The organism is Paenibacillus sp. J22FR5, assembly GCF_059691975.1.
Genome location: NZ_JCAUAN010000040.1, coordinates 37,198 through 59,990, shown reverse-complemented (window position 1 = coordinate 59,990; position 22,793 = coordinate 37,198). Strand labels below are relative to the sequence as shown.

Sequence of the window (22,793 nt, the reverse complement as noted above, 5' to 3'; positions counted from 1 at the left end):
TGATGGCGGAGGGGACCCACGCGTTCCCATCTCGAACACGACCGTTAAGCCCTCCAGCGTCGATGGTACTTGAACCGCAGGGTTCTGGGAGAGTAGAACGTTGCCAAGCAATTAAAAGAGCCTTACCTGGATAACTCCAAGTAAGGTTCTTTTTTCGTTTGATGGAGTTTTTGCAGTTAATCGTACGCACTTACTGCAGCAGAAGATGAAAACCTTTTTGAGAGGAATCTCAGAAAGGTTTTTTGCATTCTTATTCTGTCCTATTTATGTAAAAAGAGCGATAACAGCCGCTTTTTCTTCAAGTTAATTCGAATAAATCTGTAGGGAAGGTCAACAATAGTAAGGTTCACATAAGGAGATCGGATCCGTGGGGGGAGACATTTTAGGAGCAGTACTTGTCAAAAAGAAAGGAAATGATTATAATTTAGTTAAGGTCAAAGAAAGTCAAAGTCAATTTACTTCTAGAAATCTGGGAGGCCGAATTGATGCGCAATGTATCAGAAATTATTGAACAGTATTTAAAACATGTCTTGCAACAAAGTACGGAAGGGGCTATCGAGATTCAACGAAATGATTTAGCTGACCAGTTTCAATGTGTGCCATCTCAAATCAATTATGTCATTAGTACAAGGTTCACCTTGGAAAAAGGCTATGTGGTGGAGAGTAAACGCGGCGGCGGCGGCTATATTCGGATCCAGAAGATCGAGCTCAAGAGTCATGGATCTATTTTGGATCACATATTCCGTACGATTCATACCCACATTGATCAAGTCACCTCAGAGGGGCTTATTTATCAATTGCAAGAGGGGCACTATATTTCCACCAGAGAAGCTAACCTGATTCGAGCAGCAATATCCAGAGATGTATTGACCTTTAAACTGCCGCTGCGCGATGAAATTCGGGCCAAGATTCTTAAAGCAATGCTGATATCCTTGCTTAGCAGATAAGGAGGCAGATGGAATGGTTTGTCAGGAATGCGGGAAACGACCGGCGACTCTTCACTTCACGAAGATTGTGAATGGAGACAAGAACGAGTTCCACATTTGTGAGAATTGTGCCCGCGAGAAGGGCGAGATGATCCCAGGAACATCGAACGGCTTTTCGATTCACAATTTACTTTCAGGCTTACTTGATTTTGAACCATTGTCCGCGGCAAAGTCTCAGGCCATCCGCTGTGATAACTGCGGTCTTACGTATTCGCAATTCAGCAAATTAGGCCGGTTTGGGTGCGGCTCTTGTTATCAAAGCTTTTCGGTTAAATTAGATCCACTTTTTAAGAGAGTGCATGGGAACATCGTTCATGTTGGAAAAGTTCCTAAGCGCAGTGGTGGAATCATTCAAAGCAAGCGTGAAATCGATCTTTTGAAGAAAGATATGATGACTTGTATCGAGAGCGAAGAATTCGAGCAAGCTGCCCAGATACGTGACCAAATTCGTGAGATTGAGAAGAAGATTGCGGGTATGTAAGTTTGTAAGGGAGTGAATCCAGTGACATTACAGCGGTTTACAGGAGATGCTTTGAGTGAATGGATGAAGGGTGAAGGGCCAGAGTCGGATATTGTCATTAGTAGTCGAATCCGTATTGCTCGTAACCTGAGAGACTATCCATATCCCATGCTCGCGACTAATCAACAATCACAGGAAGTGCTGGAACAGTTATCTGGTGTTCTTGAGAATGAAGAGCTGGAGACGATAAGCAACTTCTCGCTCATTCCATTGGCAGAGCTTAATGAGCTCGAGCGAATGGTGCTAGTGGAGAAACATTTAATTAGTCCAAATTTAGCTAACGAATCCAGGAATGGTGCCGTTATTTTAAGCGATAATGAATCGATTAGTATCATGATCAATGAAGAGGATCATCTTCGCATACAATGTTTATGTCCAGGTTTCCAGATTAAAGAGGTATGGGATTTGGCAAATCAGATTGACGATATTTTTGAGACGCAGATGGATTATGGGTACGATGAAAAAAGAGGCTACCTAACAAGCTGCCCGACGAATGTCGGCACGGGGATACGAGCATCGGTCATGATGCATCTGCCGGCGTTAGTGCTTAGTCAGCAAATTAATCGTATTTTATCCGCAGTTACACAAGTTGGGTTGACGGTTAGAGGATTATACGGGGAAGGTAGCGAAGCTTTAGGTAATCTATTCCAAATCTCTAACCAAATTACGTTAGGTCAATCGGAAGAAGAGATTATTGATAATTTATATAGTGTGGCCAGGCAAATTATAGAGCATGAACGGGCCGCAAGACATAAGCTATTACAAGAGTCTAGAATGCGGATCATTGATCGTGTGAATCGCTCGCTTGGTATTCTATCCTATGCTGGGATTATAGACTCTAAGGAGGCGGCTCAGCGACTGTCAGATGTAAGGCTGGGTATTGACCTGGGTATCATCAACAATGTATCCTCCAATGTTCTCAATGAATTGTTAGTCATGACACAACCTGGTTTCCTTCAGCAATATGCGGGTGAGAAGCTGAATGCAGAAGAGCGAGATATGCGACGTGCAGAACTGATTCGAGAGAAATTTGGTCGGGTATAAAAGGATTCATCCTTTAGAAATTCCATAGATATACTACTTTTGGAGGTGTTCGCTATGATGTTTGGCAGATTTACGGAACGTGCGCAGAAGGTGCTTTCTCTAGCTCAAGAGGAGGCTGTTCGTTTAGGGCATAACAATATTGGAACAGAGCACATTTTACTAGGACTTATTCGTGAAGGTGAAGGCATTGCTGCTAAAGCACTCGTTGCGCTCGGCCTAGGTCTTGAGAAAATTCAAGATGAAGTCGAATCTCTAATTGGCAGAGGACAAGAGCAGCCTACCAACATCGCGTATACACCTAGAGCTAAGAAAGTCATTGAGCTTTCGATGGATGAAGCGAGAAAATTAGGTCACACGTATGTGGGGACTGAACATATTTTGCTCGGACTTATTCGTGAGGGTGAGGGCGTAGCAGCAAGAGTTCTTAATAATCTTGGCGTATCCTTGAACAAGGCACGTCAGCAAGTTCTGCAGCTTTTGGGCAGCAGCGAAACGGTGTCGCCTAGCCATGGTACGAATCCAAATGTGAACACGCCTACATTGGATGGTCTGGCAAGAGATTTGACGGCTTATGCCAAAGAGGGGCATTTGGACCCTGTAATCGGCCGCAGCAAAGAGATTGAACGTGTCATTCAAGTATTGAGCCGTAGAACCAAAAACAATCCCGTGCTGATTGGTGAACCAGGGGTTGGTAAAACAGCCATCGCGGAAGGCCTTGCACAAAAAATCATCAACAATGAAATTCCGGAAACGTTGAAAGATAAACGCGTTATGACCCTCGATATGGGTTCTGTTGTTGCAGGAACGAAGTATCGCGGTGAATTCGAGGATCGTCTCAAAAAGATCATGGATGAAATTCGTCAAGCGGGCAATATCGTATTGTTCATTGATGAGCTTCACACTTTGATTGGTGCTGGTGGAGCGGAAGGGGCTATTGATGCCTCTAACATCCTAAAGCCTGCACTGGCTAGAGGAGAGCTGCAATGTATTGGAGCTACAACGTTGGATGAGTACCGTAAATACATCGAAAAAGATGCAGCGCTTGAGCGTCGCTTCCAACCGATTACGGTAGATCAGCCATCACCAGAAGAAGCTGTTCAAATCCTGTACGGTTTGCGTGATCGCTATGAAGCGCATCACCGTGTGAAAATTACAGATGCCGCGATTCAAGAGGCTGTAAAGCTGTCGGATCGTTATATCACAGATCGTTTCTTACCGGATAAAGCAATCGATTTGATCGATGAAGCAAGCTCCAAAGTAAGATTGCGTTCTTACACAACACCGCCATCTTTGAAACAGCTTGAAAGCAAGTTAGAGAATATCCGTAAAGAGAAAGATGCTGCGGTTCAAAGCCAAGAGTTCGAGAAAGCAGCAGGACTTCGTGATACGGAGCAAAAGCTTCGTGAAGAGCTAGACTCGACGAAGAACGAGTGGAAAGAGAAACAAGGTCGTCTGGATACAGAAGTTACACCAGATGATATCGCTCAAATTGTAGCGAGCTGGACAGGAATCCCTGTTAGCAAGCTTGCTGAAGAAGAGACAGATCGCTTGCTCAAAATGGAAGATATCCTTCATGAGCGTGTCATTGGACAAGAAGAAGCGGTTAAAGCCGTAAGTCGTGCGATCCGCCGCGCAAGAGCTGGCTTGAAAGATCCTAAGCGTCCGATGGGCTCCTTTATTTTCCTTGGACCAACAGGGGTTGGTAAAACCGAGCTTGCACGTGCTCTAGCGGAATCTCTCTTCGGAGATGATAACGCCGTAGTTCGTATCGATATGTCGGAATATATGGAAAAACATTCGACTTCCCGTTTAGTCGGGGCGCCTCCAGGGTATGTGGGTTATGAAGAAGGCGGTCAACTAACCGAGAAAGTTCGCCGTAAGCCATATTCCGTTGTCCTCCTCGATGAAATCGAGAAGGCGCATCCGGAAGTGTTCAATATTCTTTTGCAAGTGTTAGAGGATGGTCGCTTAACGGATTCCAAAGGCCGTACGGTTGATTTCCGCAACACATTAATCATTATGACTTCCAACGTCGGCGCTGACATGATTAAGAAAAACTCCTCGCTTGGCTTCACGGCAGCACTGGATGCTGGAAGAGACTATACGAATATGAAAGATAAGGTTATGGGCGAGTTGAAGAAAAGCTTCCGTCCTGAGTTCCTTAACCGGATTGATGAAATCATCGTGTTCCACTCTCTGGACCAAGCGCACATTGCGCAAATTGTCAGCTTGATGGCTGATGATCTTCGCAAACGTCTGAAGGAGCAAGAAGTTGATTTCTTGCTAACCGATAAGGCCAAAATGTTCCTTGCCAAAGAAGGCTTCGATCCAACCTATGGTGCACGTCCATTGCGCAGAGCGATTCAAAAGCATATCGAAGATCGCTTATCGGAAGAATTGCTAAGAGGTAATATTTCCAAAGGTGATTCACTAACAATCGATGAGAATGAAGGCGAACTAGTCGTCCTGAAAGGCGAAGGCGTCACATTGACGAAGTAAGGGAAAGCAAAGAAGCATTTTGCTTCATCCGATGAGGATGGAGTAAAATGCTTTTTATTTCTTTCGGCACTTTCATGAAAAACATAAAAATGGTAAACTTTATTGGTAAGGATAGCCAAAAAGGATATCCCCATGTTAAGGAGTAGCTTCTTCTATGAGTAAACAAAAAACAAAATTTAGCTGCCAAGAATGCGGCTATGATTCACCGAAATGGATGGGTAAATGTCCAGGTTGTCAGTCTTGGAATACGATGGTGGAAGAAATTGAAACGGTTGTTCGTACGCAGGGTATGACTTCTTCTATCCTCAAAACGAAAGAAAAAGCGATCCCCATCATACATATAGAAAGCAGCTCTGAACCAAGGGTTGTCACAAGCAACAAAGAATTAAATCGGGTCCTAGGCGGAGGTATTGTCCCAGGATCACTAATCCTCGTAGGTGGAGATCCAGGTATCGGGAAATCAACCTTGCTCCTTCAAACTTCCTTCGAACTCACACAAGCTCAGCAAAAGGTGCTTTATATATCAGGAGAAGAATCGATCAAGCAAACGAAGCTTCGAGCAGATCGTTTGAATGCTTCCTCTCCATTGCTATATGTATTATGTGAGACGAACCTCGAGCTTATTGAGGAAGCCATCCAAGAAACCAACCCTGATTTTCTCGTCATTGACTCGATCCAAACGGTATTTCATCCAGCGATTACTTCCGCGCCTGGAACCGTCTCACAGGTACGAGAATGCACAGGGCATTTTATGAGAATAGCTAAGGGTAAGGGAATTGCGACGGTCCTAGTCGGGCATGTGACGAAGGAAGGGGCAATAGCGGGGCCTAGAATGCTGGAGCATATGGTAGATTGTGTGCTCTACTTTGAAGGGGAGCGGCATCACTCCTACCGTGTGTTAAGGGCTGTGAAGAATCGTTTTGGCTCTACAAATGAAATCGGTATTTTTGAAATGCAAGAGGTTGGTCTCGTCGAAGTTAACAATCCATCTGAGCTGTTTCTATCGGAGAGACCGCTTGGCGTGGCTGGTTCTGCAGTGGTTGCAAGCATGGAGGGGACGCGGCCCGTCTTGGTGGAGATTCAAGCATTAGTGTCTTCGACGAACTTTCCATCTCCAAGAAGGATGGCAACGGGTGTTGATCATAATCGCCTTTCTTTAATTATTGCGGTGCTGGAGAAACGGATGGGCATGTTTTTGCAAAATCAAGATGCCTACCTCAACGTGGCAGGTGGAATCAAGCTGGATGAACCAGCCGTGGATTTGGCGATCGCCATTAGTATCGCATCCAGTTTTCGGGATCAACCAACACAACCCTTCGATGTCGTGTTCGGAGAGATCGGCTTAACTGGGGAAGTTCGCGGCGTATCCCGAATTGATCAACGTGTGAAAGAAGCGGAGAAGCTGGGATTCAGAAGAGTTATTATGCCAGAGAAAAGTTTGAAGGGGTGGACACATCCCAAAGGAATGGAGATTATTGGCGTTAACACGGTGGCAGAGGCATTGAAAGCAGCGCTCGGTTAATGCGGGTTCTGCAAGCTACAAGCCTTCAGGAGGAAAATGATGAGTAAAGAAGAGACGAAACGCGATGTGATGAGCCAATTGCTCCAATTGGTAGCGCCTGGAACACCATTTCGTGATGGTTTGGAGAATGTCTTACGCGCCAAAACAGGTGGCCTGATCGTTGTAGGTTTCAGTTCAGAGGTAACTGAAATCGTGGATGGTGGGTTTTCTATAAATTGTGACTTTTCGCCCAACTATTTGTATGAGCTCGCCAAAATGGATGGCGCAATCATCCTCAGTGAGGATATCAAGCGTATCCTCTATGCGAATACGCAGCTGATTCCGGACTCTTCGATTTCATCGTCTGAAACGGGAATTAGGCACCGGACTGCTGAACGCGTAGCGAAGCAGACGAATAAATTAGTCGTTTCCATTTCACAGCGGCGGAATGTGATAACCCTCTATCAAGGTAATTTAAGGTATGCGCTGAAAGATATCGGGGTCATCCTTACTAAAGCGAATCAAGCGATCCAGACATTGGAACGTTACAAAGTTGTGTTGGACCAGTCATTAACGAACCTTAGCGCATCAGAATTTGAAGAGTTAGTTACCCTGCACGATATTACCAACGTTATTGCTAGGTTTGAAATGGTTTTACGTATCAAAGCCGAGATTAATCGCTATATTAACGAACTTGGCAATGAGGGACGCTTAATCAGCATGCAGTTAGAAGAACTTGTTGGGAATGCGGAACTTGAAGCGCGTTTGCTCGTAAAAGATTATGTAAGAGAATTATCTGAGGAAAGAGTCAAAGAGATGCAGGCTGGTTTGAAGCGGCTGTCATCTGATGAACTGTTAGAACCCCAGCAAATCATTCGCCTTCTTGGGTATTCTCATACCAATTCGATTGCTGAAGAGCCTGTCTCCCCACGCGGCTTCCGCATTTTAGGCAAAATCCCGCGGTTACCATCGATCATTATTGGTAATCTTGTGGAGAAGTTTGGCTACTTGCCGCACATGATGATGGCGACGATCGAGGAATTGGATGAAGTTGACGGAATCGGAGAAGTGAGAGCCCGCGCCATTAAGGAAGGTCTCAAAAGAATTCAGGAACAAGTCTTCATTGACAGACATATTTAAAGTGGATACAATCATAAAGTATCATTGTTGAGGTTTCATGAAGTCAAGTTTAGGGTATAGTAAATCCAGAGGTGGACAAAAACATATGTTAACAAAATCAATTCCCAGTCTCTTTACAGTAGGGAACTTATTCCTAGGCGTTTTATCGATTATCCTAGCCTTCAGTGGAGAACACGGTATCGCTGCCGTTCTTGTCATTGTCGCCATGCTATTGGACGGACTCGATGGACGGGTAGCAAGAGCGTTGAACGCTCAAAGTGAGTTCGGCAAAGAATTAGACTCCTTATCCGATGTGATTTCTTTCGGTGTCGCTCCTGCTTTTATCATGTATGTAGTTGCATTCAACGACCCAACCGTCATTAGCCCAGCGTTTGCTTGGATTGTTACGGCGATCTTCCCGATTTGTGGAGCGCTGCGTTTAGCTCGATTCAATGTTGTTGCCGGTACGCCTGGCTATTTCATCGGTTTACCGATTCCAGCAGCAGGCGGTGTTCTTTGTACATTAGCTCTGTTCGTGAACGATATTAACGTTTATGTACTTCTCGTAAGTACAGTTCTATTGTCATACTTAATGGTGAGCACAGTGAAATATCCGAACTTCAAAAAAGCGGGTATTCCTAAAGCAGCAATTTGGATTACACCAATCATCGTTGCAGCAGCTATTTTGATTGCCATCAAATGGCCAGAGTCCATTTCCAAAATGATTTTCGTACCGCTACTGATGTACGCGCTGTACGGCCTAAAAAAAAACGTTGATGGATATTTCATCCGTCTCCGCAATCTTCGCAGAAAGAACAAAAGACGTGGCATGGACGACAGCAATTCAGTGAAATCTGACGTTTAAGCACATTGTTCGAAAATAAAAAGCATTTATTTTCTCCTGATTCTCAGGTAGAAAATAAATGCTTTTTTTTGTTTTCATCATCATGACATGTTGAATAGGCCCAATGTTGTACATTTCTTTGATTCGTTCTCAACGACTTGCTCCAAATTAATATCAAGAATGTTGCTTAGCGCAGACATATAGAAAAGATTTCTGCCTAGCTCGCTACTAACGACCTCAATGCATTGTTCACATAAGTGACCAGATACATGGGTGCGAAGAACATCCTTAGCCTCATCCAAGGTCATCTCTGGATGATACTCTTGCTTGGCTGCATGGACTTGAATACATCCACATTCAGTAATGGATTTCACGACGGAACGATTGGTTGCTGCGCCTGACTGCTGAAATTTCGATAACACGTCAAGCAGACTGCGGTGACGGAGTAACAATTCAGACACTTGATCCTGAAACTGCTTTAAAGTCAAGGAGCTCATTCCATCCACCTCGGGTAGGTTGGTAACTTCCATTTCATTATAATGGATGCCTTCTAATATTTCAATTTTCCGACTAAAGAAGTGATTAACGTTGCATAAATTGGAACATAATTGTAATAAGGTTCAAAAAAGTTGATGCAGGAGGTGAATCTGTGATGAAGAAATGGGTGCAAATCATTTTAGCCATCATGGGTGGCAGTTTAGGTTATAGGTGGAGCGATTCGTTCCTTCGAACAACGGATGTAACAAGTCAAGCAGGACAAGTATTTTGGATTAATAGTTTATGTGCGGTAGGAATGTTTTTGGTTTCAGCATGGGTAGCAAGCGTTGGTATGAAGCTGTTGATCAAAGGCGAACGCAATGTCACGGATATTCCCGTGTCGGACTTGCTTTCTGGTACACTGGGTCTGGTGATTGGATTATTGGTATCAGTCATGTTGTTCCCTGTGTTGGAGCAAGCCAAATGGGCGGGGCCATTTCTACCCTTCATTGCGTCGGCTGTACTCGGAGTTATGGGCTTCCGTATCGGTTACAGCAAGCGGGAAGAACTCGTTCAGGTCATAGCCAAGAGCCGCTCTGGAGGCCCGGAGAAGCAGACGCATCGTCCGTATGAAGAGCATAAGATTTTGGATACGAGTGTCATCATCGATGGCCGTATCGCAGACATTTGCAAGACAGGCTTTATCGAGGGAACCTTAGTTATTCCGGAGTTCGTATTGGAAGAACTACAGCATATTGCAGACTCGTCAGATTTACTCAAGCGAAATCGCGGACGTCGCGGACTAGACATTTTGAACAAAATCCAAAAAGAGCTTGAAGTGAAAGTCCTCATTTATGAAGGGGATTTCGAAGAAATTGCTGAAGTTGATAGTAAGCTAGTCCGCTTAGCTAAAGTGCTTCAAGGGAAAGTAATTACGAACGATTTTAACCTTAACAAGGTATGCGAATTGCAAGGGGTATCGGTTCTGAATATCAATGATCTTGCAAACGCCGTGAAGCCCGTCGTCCTGCCAGGTGAAGAAATTATCGTTCAAGTCATTAAGGACGGCAAGGAACATGGACAAGGGGTCGCTTATCTTGATGATGGTACCATGATCGTGGTGGAAGGTGGACGTGATTTCATCGGTATGACGCTCGAAGTGATGGTAACGAGTGTGCTACAGACATCCGCAGGCCGCATGATTTTTGCGAAACCAAAACTATTGGAAAAAGCACAGTAAAACCAGTATGATAAGGAGATGTAACATAGTTCTCTTATGGCCTATGCTTACGCAGAAAGCTTTCGTTTGGAAAGCGGCAAGTTGGAGGACTTATGGGGAAGCTAGGAGTTATCATCGTGGCAGCGGGCAAGGGTTCGCGCATGGGTACAGCAGAAAGCAAACAATACCTGCAACTGGGACAGAAGCCAATTCTGGTACATACCTTGCAATTATTTCAAAACATACATGAAGTGGATGAAATTATTCTCGTTGTTGGTGCAGATGATGTGAATCGCTGTAACGGCTATGTCACGAGCTATGTACTTACGAAGGTAACCTGTGTACTAGCCGGGGGCGCGGAGCGTCAGGATTCCGTTAGACAAGGTCTCCATGCCTTGCAAGAGGGAACGGAATGGGTGCTTGTGCATGACGGTGTTCGGCCTTTTGTCAAAAAAGAACATATGTTCGATTGCCTGATAAAGGCACAAGAAGTAGGGGCAGCGGTATTAGCCGTTCCAGTCAAAGATACCATTAAGATTGTTGATGCAGCAGATAAGCGCATTCAATCCACGCCAGATAGACGAAGCTTGTGGGCGATCCAAACGCCGCAAGCTTTTCGTCTTTCTCTCTTATTGGAAGCGCACGAGAAGGCGCAATATGAGGAGTTCATGGGTACGGATGATGCGATGCTAGTGGAGCGTTTAGGCGCTGCGGTGCATGTTGTAGAAGGGGACTATTATAATATTAAAATAACGACCCCAGAAGATTTACCATGGGCAGATTGGATATTACATAACGTTAGGGGAGAGGAACGTAAATGATTCGTGTAGGCAATGGATTTGATGTTCATCAATTGGTAGAAGGACGTAAGTGCATTATTGGTGGCGTTACGATTCCTTATGAGAAAGGATTGCTAGGGCACTCCGATGCGGATGTGCTGTTGCATGCAATTAGTGACGCGATCTTAGGAGCACTAGGTCTTGGCGATATCGGGAAGCATTTCCCGGATACGGCTGCTGAGTACAAAGATGCGGATAGCTTAGTCCTCTTGAAGCGGGTATGGCAATTAGCGAAAGAGAAGGGCTACAAATTGGGGAACGCGGATTCCACGATCATCGCTCAGAAGCCGAAGATGCTGCCATACATCTCACAAATGGTTGAAATTATCGCTGCCGCGTTGGAAGCAGAGCCAGATCAAGTGAACGTGAAAGCGACAACGACGGAACAGCTTGGATTTACGGGACGAGGCGAGGGAATCGCGGCGCAATCGGTTGTTTGTTTAATTCGAGATGTGATAAAATAGCAGGTATTCATGAGTGGGTAGAAAAGGGGATACATCGATGAATCAGCCATTACGCGTGCGTTATGCACCTAGTCCGACTGGACATTTACATATTGGCGGTGCCCGTACGGCACTGTTTGATTATTTACTAGCCCGCCGCAATGGTGGAGCGTTCGTTGTGCGTTTTGAGGATACCGATCAGACCCGTCATAAGGAATCAGGTATCGAGGACCAATTGAATGGATTGAGATGGCTTGGTTTAGAGTGGGATGAGAGCGTGGATATCGGAGGTCCATATGGTCCTTACCGTCAGATGGAGAGACTCGATATTTACAAGACCTATCTAGACAAGCTGTTACAGAGCGGTCACGCCTACGGGTGCTATTGCTCAGAAGCGGATCTAGAGCAAGAGCGTGCTGAGCAAGAGGCTAGCGGGGAAATGGGCGGTTACTCAGGCAAATGCCGTAACTTGACGCCAGAGCAGATAGCTGCTCATCAAGCAGAAGGCCGCGTGCCTGCTACGCGTTTCCGTGTGCCTGCCGATCGCATCATTGCCATCGAAGATAAAGTTCGCGAACATGTGGAATTCGATTCCAATGGGATTGGCGATTTCATTATTGCGCGTCCAGACGGGATCCCGACTTACAACTTTGCCGTTATTGTGGATGATCATTTGATGAAAATCAACTTGGTTATTCGTGGGGAGGAACATCTTTCCAATACGCCAAGACAAATCCTGATGTACGAAGCATTGGATATGCCGATTCCGGATTTTGCCCATTTGGCATTGATTTTGAATCCAGACCGCAAGAAGATGAGCAAACGGGATGAGTCCATCATCCAGTTTATCGAACAGTATCGGGAGCTCGGCTATTTGCCAGAAGCAGTTGTGAACTTCATCGCACTGCTAGGTTGGTCACCTGGTGGAGAAGAAGAGATGTTCACGAAAGAAGAATTGATCGCGCAGTTTGATTTGGATCGTGTATCCAAGAGTCCAGCTGTGTTTGATATGGATAAATTGAATTGGATGAACAATGCCTATCTGAAAAAGGCTCCGCTCTCCCGCGTTGTGGATCTCTGCTTGCCACATTTGCGCAAAGCTGGGTATATCCAAGGCGACTTGGATGCAGCTGCACAGGAATGGGTAGAGGCGCTTGTCAGCCTCAATCAAGAAAGAATGCGCTACGCGGCTGAAATCGTGGAATTATCGGCTCTCTTCTTCAAGGAAGAGCTAGTCATCGACGATGAAGCGGCAGCCGTATTGAAAGAGGAGCATGTGCCTGTGGTGTTGACGAGCTTCCTAACACAAGTGGAGCAAGCGGAAGTTTTCGCCGTTGAAGCGATACCGCCACTGCTGAAAGCTGTGCAGAAGGAAACAGGCTTCAAAGGAAAGCAGTTATTCATGTCTGTTCGCTCCGCGTTGACAGGTCAAGTCCATGGACCGGACCTGAATGTGTCTCTTTACCTATTAGGGAAAGAAAAAGTCGTTTCACGTCTACGGAGCTTATTGTAAAGCGAGACTCTTTTCGCTATACTTAACTCAATGAAATACGAAATGCCATGATCAGGAGAGTATGGTTAAGTGAGGATTTGTCAGAGAGGATAATCGGGGCCGAGAGGCTTCGGCTGTGAGTTATCCAATCCTTGTAATCAGAAATGCACCTGGGAGCAGCCGCGCCGAATACTCACCGAGTAGGGTAGGCGCAGCCGGAATACCCACGTTACGGGTTTTGAGTTGGGAGACTTCCGAGTCACCAAGCAGAGTGGAACCGCGATAACCACGCCTCTGTAGCCTATAGGCTGCAGGGGCTTTTTTTATTTGTACACGACATCATCCGGGATAATGACACACTCGTTTCTTTTTTTACGCGAAGGAGTTGTTAACCTAGGTACTCTCTATGAAGAAGGTGAGCATATGTGGTCAACGATCAAATCTGATATATCAGCTGTATTCGATAATGACCCTGCAGCACGCAGCTGGTTTGAGGTTGTTTTTACGTATTCCGGACTTCATGCGATTTGGTCACATCGTATCGGGCATTGGTTATATGCAAGAAGGATGTATACCCTGGCACGTATCGTTTCCCAAATTAGTCGTTTCATGACGGGAATCGAGATCCATCCTGGTGCGACGATCGGTAAACGATTGTTTATTGACCATGGGATGGGGGTTGTTATCGGGGAAACCTGTGAAATCGGGGACGATGTGATCTTGTATCAAGGCGTAACTTTAGGTGGAACGGGGAAAGAGAAAGGTAAGAGACACCCAACAATTGGAAATAATGTAGTTGTTGGTTCTGGTGCCAAAATTCTCGGCTCCTTCCTCGTGGGAGAAAACTCACGCATAGGGTCCAATGCCGTTGTGATTCAGGAGGTTCCTTCTAATAGCACAGTCGTCACGATACCTGCAAAGCTTGTGAAACGAGACGGCGTCCGTGTGAATCGGCTGGATCATGGCAATTTGCCGGATCCGATTGTTGATATTTTCCAAGAATTACAAAGTCAAATCAATGATTTGAAATACCAACTTGAAGAAGAACGGAAGAAGAATGGAGAACTGAGGAGAACATGACACTCAAAGTATATAATACATTAACTCGCAAGAAGGAAGAATTTGTTCCGATTGAGCCCGGTAAAGTGAAGATGTATGTATGTGGCCCAACGGTATATAACTACATTCATATTGGAAATGGCCGGCCTGTTATATTTTTCGACGTTGTTCGTCGTTATTTGGAATCGCAGCAGTATGAAGTAACCTATATAACAAACTTTACCGATGTGGATGATAAAATGATTCGTAAAGCCGAGGAGATGGCGGTTTCCGTACCAGAACTTGCTGAAACGTTCATCGCAGCTTTCATAGAAGATATCCAGTCCTTGGGTGTTCATGAGGCGACACTAAATCCGCGTGTAACTGAGAACATTCAAGAAATTATCGATTTCATTGCTGCGCTAGTGGAGAAGGATTTTGCATACGAAGCTCGCGGTGATGTGTACTATCGAACTTCTAAATTCACGGAATACGGCAAGCTTTCTAATCAAAATTTGGAAGAACTCCAGTACGGAATCCGTGTTGAAGTCGATGATCGCAAAGAAAATCCACAGGATTTTGTCCTCTGGAAAGCCGCGAAGCCAGGTGAAATTTATTGGGATAGTCCTTGGGGTCAAGGTCGACCAGGCTGGCATATTGAGTGCTCTGCCATGGTACGCAAGTATCTGGGTGAAACCATTGATATTCACGGAGGCGGGCAAGATTTAACGTTCCCTCACCATGAATGTGAGATTGCTCAAACCGAGGCGATAACAGGTCATCCTATGGCCAATTATTGGTTGCACAATGCTTTCCTTAATATTGATAACGAGAAAATGTCGAAATCACTCGGAAATGGTATTCTAATCCGCGATCTCATTAAACAGATTAAACCGCAAGTATTCCGTTTCTTCATGCTATCTGCTCACTATCGTAATCCGCTGAATTTCAGTGATGAGAGTTTGAAGCAAGCTGCGAATGCGTTGGAACGTATTCAAAATGCGTATGATAATATGAAGCACCGTCTGGCTACAGCATCTGCAACAGGAGAAGTTGAAGCGGGAATAGTAGATAAGTTACAGGCGATCTCGAAACAATTTGTGGATAAAATGAATGATGATTTCAATACACCAGATGCGATTACCGCGGTATTCGATCTTGTTGCCGAAGCTAACTTGTACTTGCAACAGGAGCGGGTGAATGCGGATGCAGTGAAACTTTACTTGGAACAACTAGAGGCGTTTGATGTGACGCTCGGCATTCTCTCCCAAGAAGGGAATGAATTGCTGGATGAAGAGATCGAGCAGTTGATCATTGAACGTACGGAGTCGCGAAAATCGAAGAACTGGGCACGCGCGGATGAAATCCGTGATTTGCTGACGGAGAAAGGGATATTCCTTGAGGATACACCACAAGGCATACGCTGGCGTCGCAAATGAGTGAAATGAATCTTGATGCTGCTAATCTGTTTGCGTTCCCGCCATCTAAAAGTCCGAATTTATTGAATCCATTGGTATTGGCGTATATTGGAGATGCTGTCTATGAGGTTTATATCCGACAATATGTCATCTCAGGCGCCAATCACCGCCCCAATCATTTGCATAAAGCATCAACGGGGTATGTCTCTGCCAAAGCACAGTCCAAATTGTTGACGGCGTTGATGCCAACGTTAACAGAAGAAGAAGTGGACATCGTGAAGCGGGGACGAAATGCCAAGTCAGGAACGACAGCCAAAAACGCGGATGTGCTGGAATACCGGCACAGTACCGCGTTTGAGTGCTTAATCGGATATTTATATTACAAACAATCCTTTGAGCGATTGAAAGAGATATTAGACTTCGCCATCACGCATAGTCAGAAGTAGAAGTTAGACAGAAGTTCTCAAGTACCATTAGGAGGAATTAGGATGGATGAAGACATTATCGGCGGGAAGCATTCCGTATTGGAGGCGCTTCGCGCAGGACGGACAATTAATAAAATATGGATTGCGGAGAGCGCTCAGAAGCAATTCGCAGGCCCGATTGTGGCAGAAGCCAAAAATGTAGGGATTATTGTCCAATTTACGGACAAGCGTAAGCTGGATCAAATGGCAGAAGGCCTTCAACATCAAGGCGTTGTAGCGCAAGTAGCTGCCTATGAATATGTAGAAGTTGACGATATCTTAGCCAAAGCGAAAGCGCTCGGGCAGGAACCGTTTATTTTAATATTAGATGAAATTGAAGATCCGCATAATCTGGGCTCTATCTTACGTACAGCTGATTGTACCGGTGTTCACGGTGTAATTATACCGAAGCGCCGTTCGGTTGGATTAACCGCAACGGTTTCCAAAACCTCCGCTGGCGCTGTTGAGTATGTGCCAGTTGCACGTGTAACGAACATTGCTCAAACGATTGAACAATTGAAGGAGCAAGGCGTATGGGTTGCAGGTACGGATGTATCGGCTGCACAGGATGTCTACAAAGCTAACTTTACGATTCCGATTGCTCTAGTTATTGGGAATGAGGGAAAAGGCGTTGGTCGACTTATTAAAGAAAGATGCGACTTCTTAGTTAAGCTGCCAATGGCCGGACATGTTAATTCGTTGAATGCCTCTGTTGCCGCGGGTGTATTGATGTATGAAGTGGTAAGACAACGTAATAAGAGTTAAATGGGATGGAACAGATCCTAATTGTAGATGGCTACAACATTATTGGCGCCTGGCCTGAATTGAGCAAATTAAAGGATACCGACCTCGAAGGTGCGCGTGACGGGCTGATCCACATGCTTGCTGAATTCCAATCCTTTTCGGGCATGAAAGTATATCTTGTATTTGATGCGTACATGGTGCCAGGGCTCGGTAAGAAATATGTGCAAAACAAGTTGGCCGTGCTTTATACCAAAGAGAAGGAAACCGCAGATGAGCGTATCGAACGATTGGTCACGAATCTGATGGGCAGACGCAAAGAAATTTTCGTAGCGACGTCGGATATGATCGAGCAGCATGTCATATTTGGCAAAGGGGCGCTTCGCATGCCTGCGAAAGAATTGCTAGTGAAAATCAAACAGAATCGTAAAGAGGTTCGCGAACGTATTGTTCCGGAGACAACAACCAAACGAAATCCTTTCGAAGGCAAGCTGAGTGATGAGATGAAAGCGAAGTTTGAACGATGGCGAAGAGGAGAGTAAATCCTCCAAATGCTAGAAATGGTGGGGTTCCCCGTTGACGGTGTGAGATTTCATCATGTATACTTAACCTAACTTTTATAGTGAAATCTGGGTAGTCTTGCAGGCCGGAGGGATTGTTGGTGAGTGTCGACCTCAAAGAACTGAGAATGTATGATTATGACCTCAAGCCAGATGAAGACATTGTCGAAGCAGTCCGTGAAGGCAGTAGCGAAGCTTTGGAATATCTTATCAATAAGTATAAGAATTTTGTACGTGCCAAAGCACGTTCTTATTTTTTGATAGGTGCAGACCGAGAAGATATTGTGCAGGAAGGAATGATAGGTTTATATAAATCTATCCGTGACTTCCGAGGAGACAAGCTTGCTTCATTCAAAGCCTTTGCTGAACTGTGCATTACACGACAGATCATCACGGCGATTAAGACAGCAACGCGTCAAAAGCACATACCTCTTAATTCCTACGTGTCACTGGATAAGCCCATCTATGATGAAGATTCTGATCGTACGCTGCTTGATGTCATTAGCGGTTCCAGGGTGACAGACCCTGAGGAGCTTGTAATTAATCAAGAAGAGTTTACGGGACTTGAAGATAAAATGGGAGAAATTTTAAGTGACTTAGAGCGTAGAGTACTGATGCTCTATCTCGATGGCAGATCCTATCAAGAAATTGCGGTGGATCTCGATCGCCATGTGAAGTCAATTGACAATGCTCTCCAACGTGTCAAGCGGAAGCTTGAGCGGTATTTAGAAGTCAGAGATTTGTAGAAATGCCCGTGCCGCTTGAGCTGTACGGGCGTTTTTCTTTGTTTGTATGTTTAGTAACCCTCGGGGGAGCCTATACTGATGATACTCTTGCATTTGTAAGACTTCTACCTTGACACTCGGGGGACAGTTGTGATAAAGTGTTTCAGGTAGCCCTAAAAGTCGCTTTCTTTTTGATGCGCTTAGAAGGGCTTTAATTAGAAAGTGTCTGTAGGAGGTGTACATCATGCGGGTCATCATCACATTAGCGTGCACAAATTGCAAACAAAGAAACTATGCATCCACTAAAAATAAGCGCAACAATCCCGACCGTATTGAGTTGAAGAAATATTGCAAATTTTGCAATGAACATACTGCTCATCGCGAGACTAGGTAGTTCTTTGGAGGTGTAGTTTGTGGCGTTCTTGGCTAGAATGAGACAAAGCTTCGGATCCACTTTTTCCTTCTTCACCGACAGTTGGACAGAACTCAAAAAGGTCAAGTGGCCAAGTCGCAAAGAGATGACTACTTATACGCTAGTCGTAATAGGTACAGTAGCTTTTGTTGCTATTTATTTTTTTGTGCTGGATCTAGGAATTTCTGAGTTGCTGCGCCTTGTTTTTAAATAAACAGGACTATAGGTGAATTTATTCATGGAAAAAAGATGGTACGTCGTACATACCTATTCAGGGTATGAGAACAAAGTGAAAGCCAACTTAGAGAAGCGCGTTGAGTCTATGGAAATGACGGACAAGATCTTCCGTGTGCTTGTGCCTATGGAAGAAGAACTGGTAAACAAAGACGGCAAGAAAAAAGTCGTTATGCGTAAAGTTTATCCAGGGTATGTCCTCGTGGAAATGATTCAAACCGACGACTCTTGGTACGTAGTACGTAATACGCCAGGAGTAACTGGATTCGTAGGTTCTACAGGATCTGGCTCTAAACCAACTGCATTATTACCTGAGGAAGTTGAATCGATTCTGAAGCATATGGGAATGGAAGAGCCGAAGGAAGTAATTGACTTCGAACTCAAAGAGACCGTACGCGTCAAGGTGGGTCCATTTGCAAACTTTGTTGGCTCTGTCGAAGAGATTATTGCCGATAAGGGTAAACTGAAGGTACATGTCAACATGTTTGGTAGAGAAACACCGCTTGAGCTCGACTTCGACCAAGTGGAAAAACTCTAAACATGACAACCAAAAGGTTCTACCAGGTCTATTCCTTGGGATAGACCTACGTTAGTGGGATCGTATCAGATTCCTGAGTAGTGAGGCTTTGATTCGTCAAAGACTCCTATATTAATGCAAGGAGGTGTCTATCATGGCAAAAAAGGTTATTAAAATCGTGAAGCTTCAAGTTCAAGCTGCGAAAGCAAATCCAGCACCACCGATCGGTCCAGCATTGGGTCAAGCAGGTGTGAACATTATGGCTTTCTGTAAAGAATTTAACGCTCGTACTGCTGATCAAGTTGGTCTAATCATTCCAGTTGAAATCACAGTTTTCGAAGACCGTTCCTTTACATTCATCACTAAAACGCCTCCGGCTGCAGTTCTTCTTCGCGTCGTTGCTGGTATCGAAAAAGGATCCGGTGAACCAAACAAAAAGAAAGTTGCAACTGTGAAACGCGCTAAAGTTCGCGAAATCGCTGAACAAAAAATGCCTGACCTAAATGCTGCATCCGTTGAGGCTGCAATGCGTATGGTTGAAGGTACTGCTCGTAGCATGGGAATCGTCATCGAAGATTAATTCCGCAAGGAATGCGACTGTGTAAGCTCGAAGCTTACAGAAATGTTTTCTACGAAAATATGGAGGTCGCTCGGTGGGAGGATTATCCGCTAATACCACTAAGGAGGATAAATATTATGCCTAAACACGGTAAGAAATACCGCGAAGTAGCTCAGCTTGTAAATGCTGAAACTTTGTACGATCCGTCAGAAGCAATCGAGCTTGTTAAGAAAACAGCTCCTGCTAAATTCGATGAAACTGTAGATGTTGCAGTTCGTCTGGGTGTAGACCCAAGAAAACAAGATCAGGCTGTTCGTGGTGTAGTTGTACTTCCACACGGTACTGGTAAAACGAAACGTGTACTTGTATTTGCTAAAGGCGAGAAAGCGAAAGAAGCTGAAGCGGCTGGTGCAGATTTTGTTGGTGATGCAGACATGATCAACAAAATTCAACAAGGCTGGTTTGAATTCGACGTTTGCGTAGCTACTCCAGACATGATGAGCGAAGTTGGTAAACTGGGTCGTATCCTCGGGGGTAAAGGTTTAATGCCAAACCCTAAAGCAGGAACAGTTACTTTCGACGTTACCAAAGCTGTTCAGGAGATCAAAGCAGGTAAAATCGAGTACCGTCTTGACAAAGCAGGCCAAATTCATGCTCCACTTGGTAAAGTATCTTTCGATGCAGACAAGTTGAACGAAAACTTCAAAGCATTGGTTGATGCACTTGTTAGAGCGAAACCAGCAGCGGCTAAAGGTGTTTACCTGAAGAACATTGCTGTATCCTCGACAATGGGTCCAAGCGTACGTGTGAACCTGTCATCCTTCAGATAAGTAAAAGCTTCCAGTTGACTTCGGTTACTGGGCGTGATACTCTATCAAAGGTCCTAAAAATGAATATGCAAACCGTAGACAGTAGGTGCTGAACAGCTTAATTTCCTACCGAGGTGTTATGATATATAACGATTTCTTTGTACATCAGGGAAAAAGTGAACACATCATGCCTTCGTAGCGTCTACGAAGGCATTTCTTATTCATAGATAAGAAATGCTAATGCTCCTACTGTTTGCGATCTTGAAAGATAAATGCATAAGAAGTGAGGTGTACTATGGCAAACGCGAAAATTCTTGCAGAGAAAGAACAAGCTGTAGCTGAAGTAACTGAGAAGTTTAAAGCTAGCACTTGTACAATCGTAGCAGATTACCGTGGTTTGAACGTAGCTCAAGTAACTCAGCTGCGCAAAAGCTTACGTGAAGCTGGTATCGAATTTACAGTTCTCAAGAACTCCCTAGCGAGACGCGCAACGGCTAACGCTGAACTGACTGGTTTGGATGAGTTCCTTACGGGACCAACAGCTATTGCTTTCAGCAAAGACGATGTAATCTCTCCAGCTAAAATCTTGACTGAATTTGCGAAAAAGAACGATAAACTTAGCGTGAAAGCTGGCGTGGTCGAAGGCCGCGTAGTTGGATCCGCTGAAATCAAAGCACTTGCAGAACTTCCATCCAGAGATGGTCTTCTCTCCATGTTGCTTAGCGTTCTTCAAGCTCCAGTTCGTAACTTTGCACTTGCTGTTAAAGCAGTTGCAGAGAAAAAAGAAGCTGAAGGTCAAGCTTAATTTTTACGCACTACCTGTTTTACAAACAAAAAAACTAATTTATTAATGATAATGGAGGTTTAACCATGAGCACAAATGCAACGATCCTAGAAGCAATCAAAGGCATGACAATCTTGGAATTGAACGACCTGGTTAAAGCAATTGAAGAAGAGTTTGGCGTAACAGCAGCAGCTCCAGTAGCAGCTGGCGGCGGCGCAGCAGTAGCAGTTGAAGAAGCTCAAACTGAGTTTGACGTTATCTTGACAAGCGCTGGCGCATCCAAAATCAACGTAATCAAAGTAGTTCGCGAAATCACAGGTCTTGGCCTGAAAGAAGCGAAAGACCTTGTTGACGGAGCTCCAAAAGCAGTTAAAGAAAAAGTTAGCCAAGAAGAAGCAGAGGCTGTTAAAGCTAAGCTTACTGAAGCTGGCGCTTCCGTAGAAGTTAAGTAATTCTTTTTCTTAGGAAACCTCTTGAAGCTTGACTTCAAGAGGTTTTTTTCAACATTTGAGAATGGATTGTTTCACAGGATATAGACGGTGTAGCCGTTTATTGTACCTAAGTTTTTACCCTTAGGAAAGCCTTAGGAACACACGTGGTTATTTGATTTTCCTATAGGTAGAAAAGGAGGGAATTCAAACGTGTCAGAGCATTATTACACACAGCGACCTTCGGTGAAGAGTGATGTTCACACCACACAAGAAATGCTTCGTGGTAGGACATTTACTTTCCTAACGGATGCAGGTGTATTTTCGAAAAAAGGTGTCGATTACGGAAGTAAGCATTTAATAGAGACGATGGATTTGCCGGAGAATGCTCGTGTTCTTGATGTGGGCTGCGGATATGGGCCGATGGGGTTGAGTGCTGCGGTTATGTGCCCGAAAGGGCATGTGACTATGGTCGATATTAATGAGAGAGCAGTTGAACTTTCACTAGAGAATGCACGACGCAATGGGATTGCGAATGTCACGATTCTACAAAGTGATCTTTTAGAGCAAGTGAAAGATCAGAAGTTTGATGTTGTGTTGACGAACCCGCCAATTCGCGCGGGGAAAGAAACGGTTCATCGGATCTTCGTGGACGCTTATGATTGTTTAAGTGATGGCGGTTCGCTATGGGTCGTTATTCAGAAGAAACAAGGAGCTCCGTCTGCAGTGAAGAAGCTTGAAACCCTGTACAGTGACGTGGTGGAAGTTTCGAAGGATAAGGGCTATCGGATTTTGAAGGCGACAAAGTAATTCGCCAATTCGTGGGAATTTGTTTGACTTGACATTTCAAATGTGATATTATTAAAAAATGTCAGTATTAAGATGGGACACATGTCTTTAGTTAGTAAAAATGTCAAGTCTTTTTTTCTTCCAGTATGAATAAAATTTGAACCTGTAACGTATAATGTTTGAATTTTGGGAAATTCTAACAGGATGAGAAGAGAATCTTGAAAAAGCCTTGTTGAATACAGAGAAAAACCTTCATCCATACAGTCGCTTATTCGGACGGGCTCCACTAACGGAGGCGTCCTGAGTGTACGTCGGTCGAAGTTTTTCTTCTT

Annotated in this window: 26 protein-coding genes, 1 rRNA gene and 1 other annotated feature; of the genes, 26 read left to right on the top strand and 1 reads right to left on the bottom strand. The window is 44.6% G+C overall.

What is annotated here, in order from left to right; translation table 11 throughout:
• From rrf to pssA, 8 genes are all read left to right on the top strand, one after another.
• Positions 1-109 (top strand): 5S ribosomal RNA (rrf, locus tag AC58P7_RS30345); the annotation flags it as partial.
• Positions 110-485: 376 nt separating this feature from the next.
• Positions 486-947, top strand: a complete 462-nt coding sequence (locus AC58P7_RS30340; RefSeq protein WP_056618373.1) for a CtsR family transcriptional regulator — start codon at positions 486-488, stop codon at positions 945-947.
• 13 nt (positions 948-960) lie between these two features.
• Positions 961-1,467, top strand: a complete 507-nt coding sequence (gene mcsA, locus AC58P7_RS30335; RefSeq protein ID WP_056618372.1) for a protein-arginine kinase activator protein McsA — start codon at positions 961-963, stop codon at positions 1,465-1,467.
• 21 nt (positions 1,468-1,488) lie between these two features.
• Positions 1,489-2,550: a protein-arginine kinase McsB gene (mcsB, locus tag AC58P7_RS30330; protein WP_497349634.1), complete on the top strand. Its 1,062-nt coding sequence runs from the start codon at positions 1,489-1,491 to the stop codon at positions 2,548-2,550.
• A 54-nt stretch (positions 2,551-2,604) separates the two neighbouring features.
• On the top strand, positions 2,605-5,049 hold the full coding sequence (gene clpC, locus AC58P7_RS30325; RefSeq protein ID WP_497349632.1) for an ATP-dependent protease ATP-binding subunit ClpC: 2,445 nt from the start codon (positions 2,605-2,607) through the stop codon (positions 5,047-5,049).
• 154 nt (positions 5,050-5,203) lie between these two features.
• A complete protein-coding gene (radA, locus tag AC58P7_RS30320) occupies positions 5,204-6,571 on the top strand; it encodes a DNA repair protein RadA (RefSeq protein WP_497349630.1) in 1,368 nt (455 codons plus the stop codon).
• Positions 6,572-6,610: 39 nt separating this feature from the next.
• Complete coding sequence (gene disA / locus AC58P7_RS30315) at positions 6,611-7,690, top strand: DNA integrity scanning diadenylate cyclase DisA (protein WP_310502686.1); 1,080 nt, start codon at positions 6,611-6,613, stop codon at positions 7,688-7,690.
• 85 nt (positions 7,691-7,775) lie between these two features.
• Entirely contained in the window at positions 7,776-8,534 is a 759-nt protein-coding gene (gene pssA, locus AC58P7_RS30310; RefSeq protein ID WP_497349628.1) for a CDP-diacylglycerol--serine O-phosphatidyltransferase, read from the top strand.
• Positions 8,535-8,614: 80 nt separating this feature from the next.
• On the opposite strand, the gene AC58P7_RS30305 is transcribed toward pssA, so the two are convergent.
• Entirely contained in the window at positions 8,615-9,010 is a 396-nt protein-coding gene (locus AC58P7_RS30305) for a nucleoside triphosphate pyrophosphohydrolase family protein (protein WP_477593118.1), read from the bottom strand.
• 152 nt (positions 9,011-9,162) lie between these two features.
• On the opposite strand from AC58P7_RS30305, the gene AC58P7_RS30300 reads away from it, so the two are divergent.
• The 18 genes from AC58P7_RS30300 (at position 9,163) to AC58P7_RS30215 (ending at position 22,482) form a co-directional block, all read left to right on the top strand.
• Complete coding sequence (locus AC58P7_RS30300) at positions 9,163-10,230, top strand: PIN/TRAM domain-containing protein (RefSeq protein WP_497349626.1); 1,068 nt, start codon at positions 9,163-9,165, stop codon at positions 10,228-10,230.
• A gap of 92 nt (positions 10,231-10,322) precedes the next feature.
• Positions 10,323-11,030, top strand: a complete 708-nt coding sequence (gene ispD / locus AC58P7_RS30295; protein WP_497349624.1) for a 2-C-methyl-D-erythritol 4-phosphate cytidylyltransferase — start codon at positions 10,323-10,325, stop codon at positions 11,028-11,030.
• Positions 11,027-11,512 (top strand): 2-C-methyl-D-erythritol 2,4-cyclodiphosphate synthase, encoded by a 486-nt coding sequence (gene ispF, locus AC58P7_RS30290; RefSeq protein WP_436239102.1) that lies wholly within the window; start codon positions 11,027-11,029, stop codon positions 11,510-11,512. Before ispD ends, ispF begins: the two co-directional genes overlap by 4 nt.
• Positions 11,513-11,549: 37 nt before the next feature.
• Positions 11,550-13,004, top strand: coding sequence for a glutamate--tRNA ligase (gene gltX, locus AC58P7_RS30285; RefSeq protein WP_497349622.1), 1,455 nt, complete (start codon positions 11,550-11,552; stop codon positions 13,002-13,004).
• Between the two features lie 402 nt (positions 13,005-13,406).
• Positions 13,407-14,063, top strand: a complete 657-nt coding sequence (cysE, locus tag AC58P7_RS30280) for a serine O-acetyltransferase (RefSeq protein ID WP_497349620.1) — start codon at positions 13,407-13,409, stop codon at positions 14,061-14,063.
• Positions 14,060-15,460, top strand: a complete 1,401-nt coding sequence (cysS, locus tag AC58P7_RS30275) for a cysteine--tRNA ligase (protein WP_497349618.1) — start codon at positions 14,060-14,062, stop codon at positions 15,458-15,460. Before cysE ends, cysS begins: the two co-directional genes overlap by 4 nt.
• The gene (locus tag AC58P7_RS30270) at positions 15,457-15,885 is read left to right on the top strand and encodes a Mini-ribonuclease 3 (RefSeq protein WP_497349616.1); all 429 of its coding nucleotides are present in this window, start codon (positions 15,457-15,459) and stop codon (positions 15,883-15,885) included. The genes cysS and AC58P7_RS30270 overlap by 4 nt, the downstream gene beginning before the upstream one ends.
• Positions 15,886-15,927: 42 nt before the next feature.
• Positions 15,928-16,668: a 23S rRNA (guanosine(2251)-2'-O)-methyltransferase RlmB gene (gene rlmB, locus AC58P7_RS30265; protein WP_497349614.1), complete on the top strand. Its 741-nt coding sequence runs from the start codon at positions 15,928-15,930 to the stop codon at positions 16,666-16,668.
• Between the two features lie 5 nt (positions 16,669-16,673).
• Positions 16,674-17,186 carry an NYN domain-containing protein gene (locus AC58P7_RS30260; RefSeq protein ID WP_497246587.1) on the top strand — a complete coding sequence of 171 codons (513 nt, stop codon included), beginning with the start codon at positions 16,674-16,676 and terminating at the stop codon, positions 17,184-17,186.
• Positions 17,187-17,305: 119 nt separating this feature from the next.
• The gene (gene sigH, locus AC58P7_RS30255; RefSeq protein WP_028557511.1) at positions 17,306-17,950 is read left to right on the top strand and encodes an RNA polymerase sporulation sigma factor SigH; all 645 of its coding nucleotides are present in this window, start codon (positions 17,306-17,308) and stop codon (positions 17,948-17,950) included.
• Positions 17,951-18,173: 223 nt separating this feature from the next.
• The gene (rpmG, locus tag AC58P7_RS30250) at positions 18,174-18,323 is read left to right on the top strand and encodes a 50S ribosomal protein L33 (RefSeq protein WP_079418041.1); all 150 of its coding nucleotides are present in this window, start codon (positions 18,174-18,176) and stop codon (positions 18,321-18,323) included.
• Between the two features lie 19 nt (positions 18,324-18,342).
• A complete protein-coding gene (gene secE / locus AC58P7_RS30245; RefSeq protein WP_028557510.1) occupies positions 18,343-18,555 on the top strand; it encodes a preprotein translocase subunit SecE in 213 nt (70 codons plus the stop codon).
• Between the two features lie 24 nt (positions 18,556-18,579).
• On the top strand, positions 18,580-19,113 hold the full coding sequence (gene nusG, locus AC58P7_RS30240) for a transcription termination/antitermination protein NusG (protein ID WP_028557509.1): 534 nt from the start codon (positions 18,580-18,582) through the stop codon (positions 19,111-19,113).
• A 133-nt stretch (positions 19,114-19,246) separates the two neighbouring features.
• A complete protein-coding gene (rplK, locus tag AC58P7_RS30235) occupies positions 19,247-19,672 on the top strand; it encodes a 50S ribosomal protein L11 (RefSeq protein WP_028557508.1) in 426 nt (141 codons plus the stop codon).
• A 116-nt stretch (positions 19,673-19,788) separates the two neighbouring features.
• Positions 19,789-20,481 (top strand): 50S ribosomal protein L1, encoded by a 693-nt coding sequence (rplA, locus tag AC58P7_RS30230; protein ID WP_028557507.1) that lies wholly within the window; start codon positions 19,789-19,791, stop codon positions 20,479-20,481.
• 54 nt (positions 20,482-20,535) lie between these two features.
• Positions 20,536-20,687, top strand: a sequence feature (ribosomal protein L10 leader region).
• 68 nt (positions 20,688-20,755) lie between these two features.
• A complete protein-coding gene (rplJ, locus tag AC58P7_RS30225) occupies positions 20,756-21,265 on the top strand; it encodes a 50S ribosomal protein L10 (RefSeq protein WP_436239096.1) in 510 nt (169 codons plus the stop codon).
• A 65-nt stretch (positions 21,266-21,330) separates the two neighbouring features.
• Positions 21,331-21,696 (top strand): 50S ribosomal protein L7/L12, encoded by a 366-nt coding sequence (gene rplL, locus AC58P7_RS30220; RefSeq protein ID WP_079418035.1) that lies wholly within the window; start codon positions 21,331-21,333, stop codon positions 21,694-21,696.
• 189 nt (positions 21,697-21,885) lie between these two features.
• On the top strand, positions 21,886-22,482 hold the full coding sequence (locus tag AC58P7_RS30215; protein WP_497349611.1) for a class I SAM-dependent methyltransferase: 597 nt from the start codon (positions 21,886-21,888) through the stop codon (positions 22,480-22,482).
• The last annotated feature ends 311 nt before the right edge of the window (positions 22,483-22,793 follow it).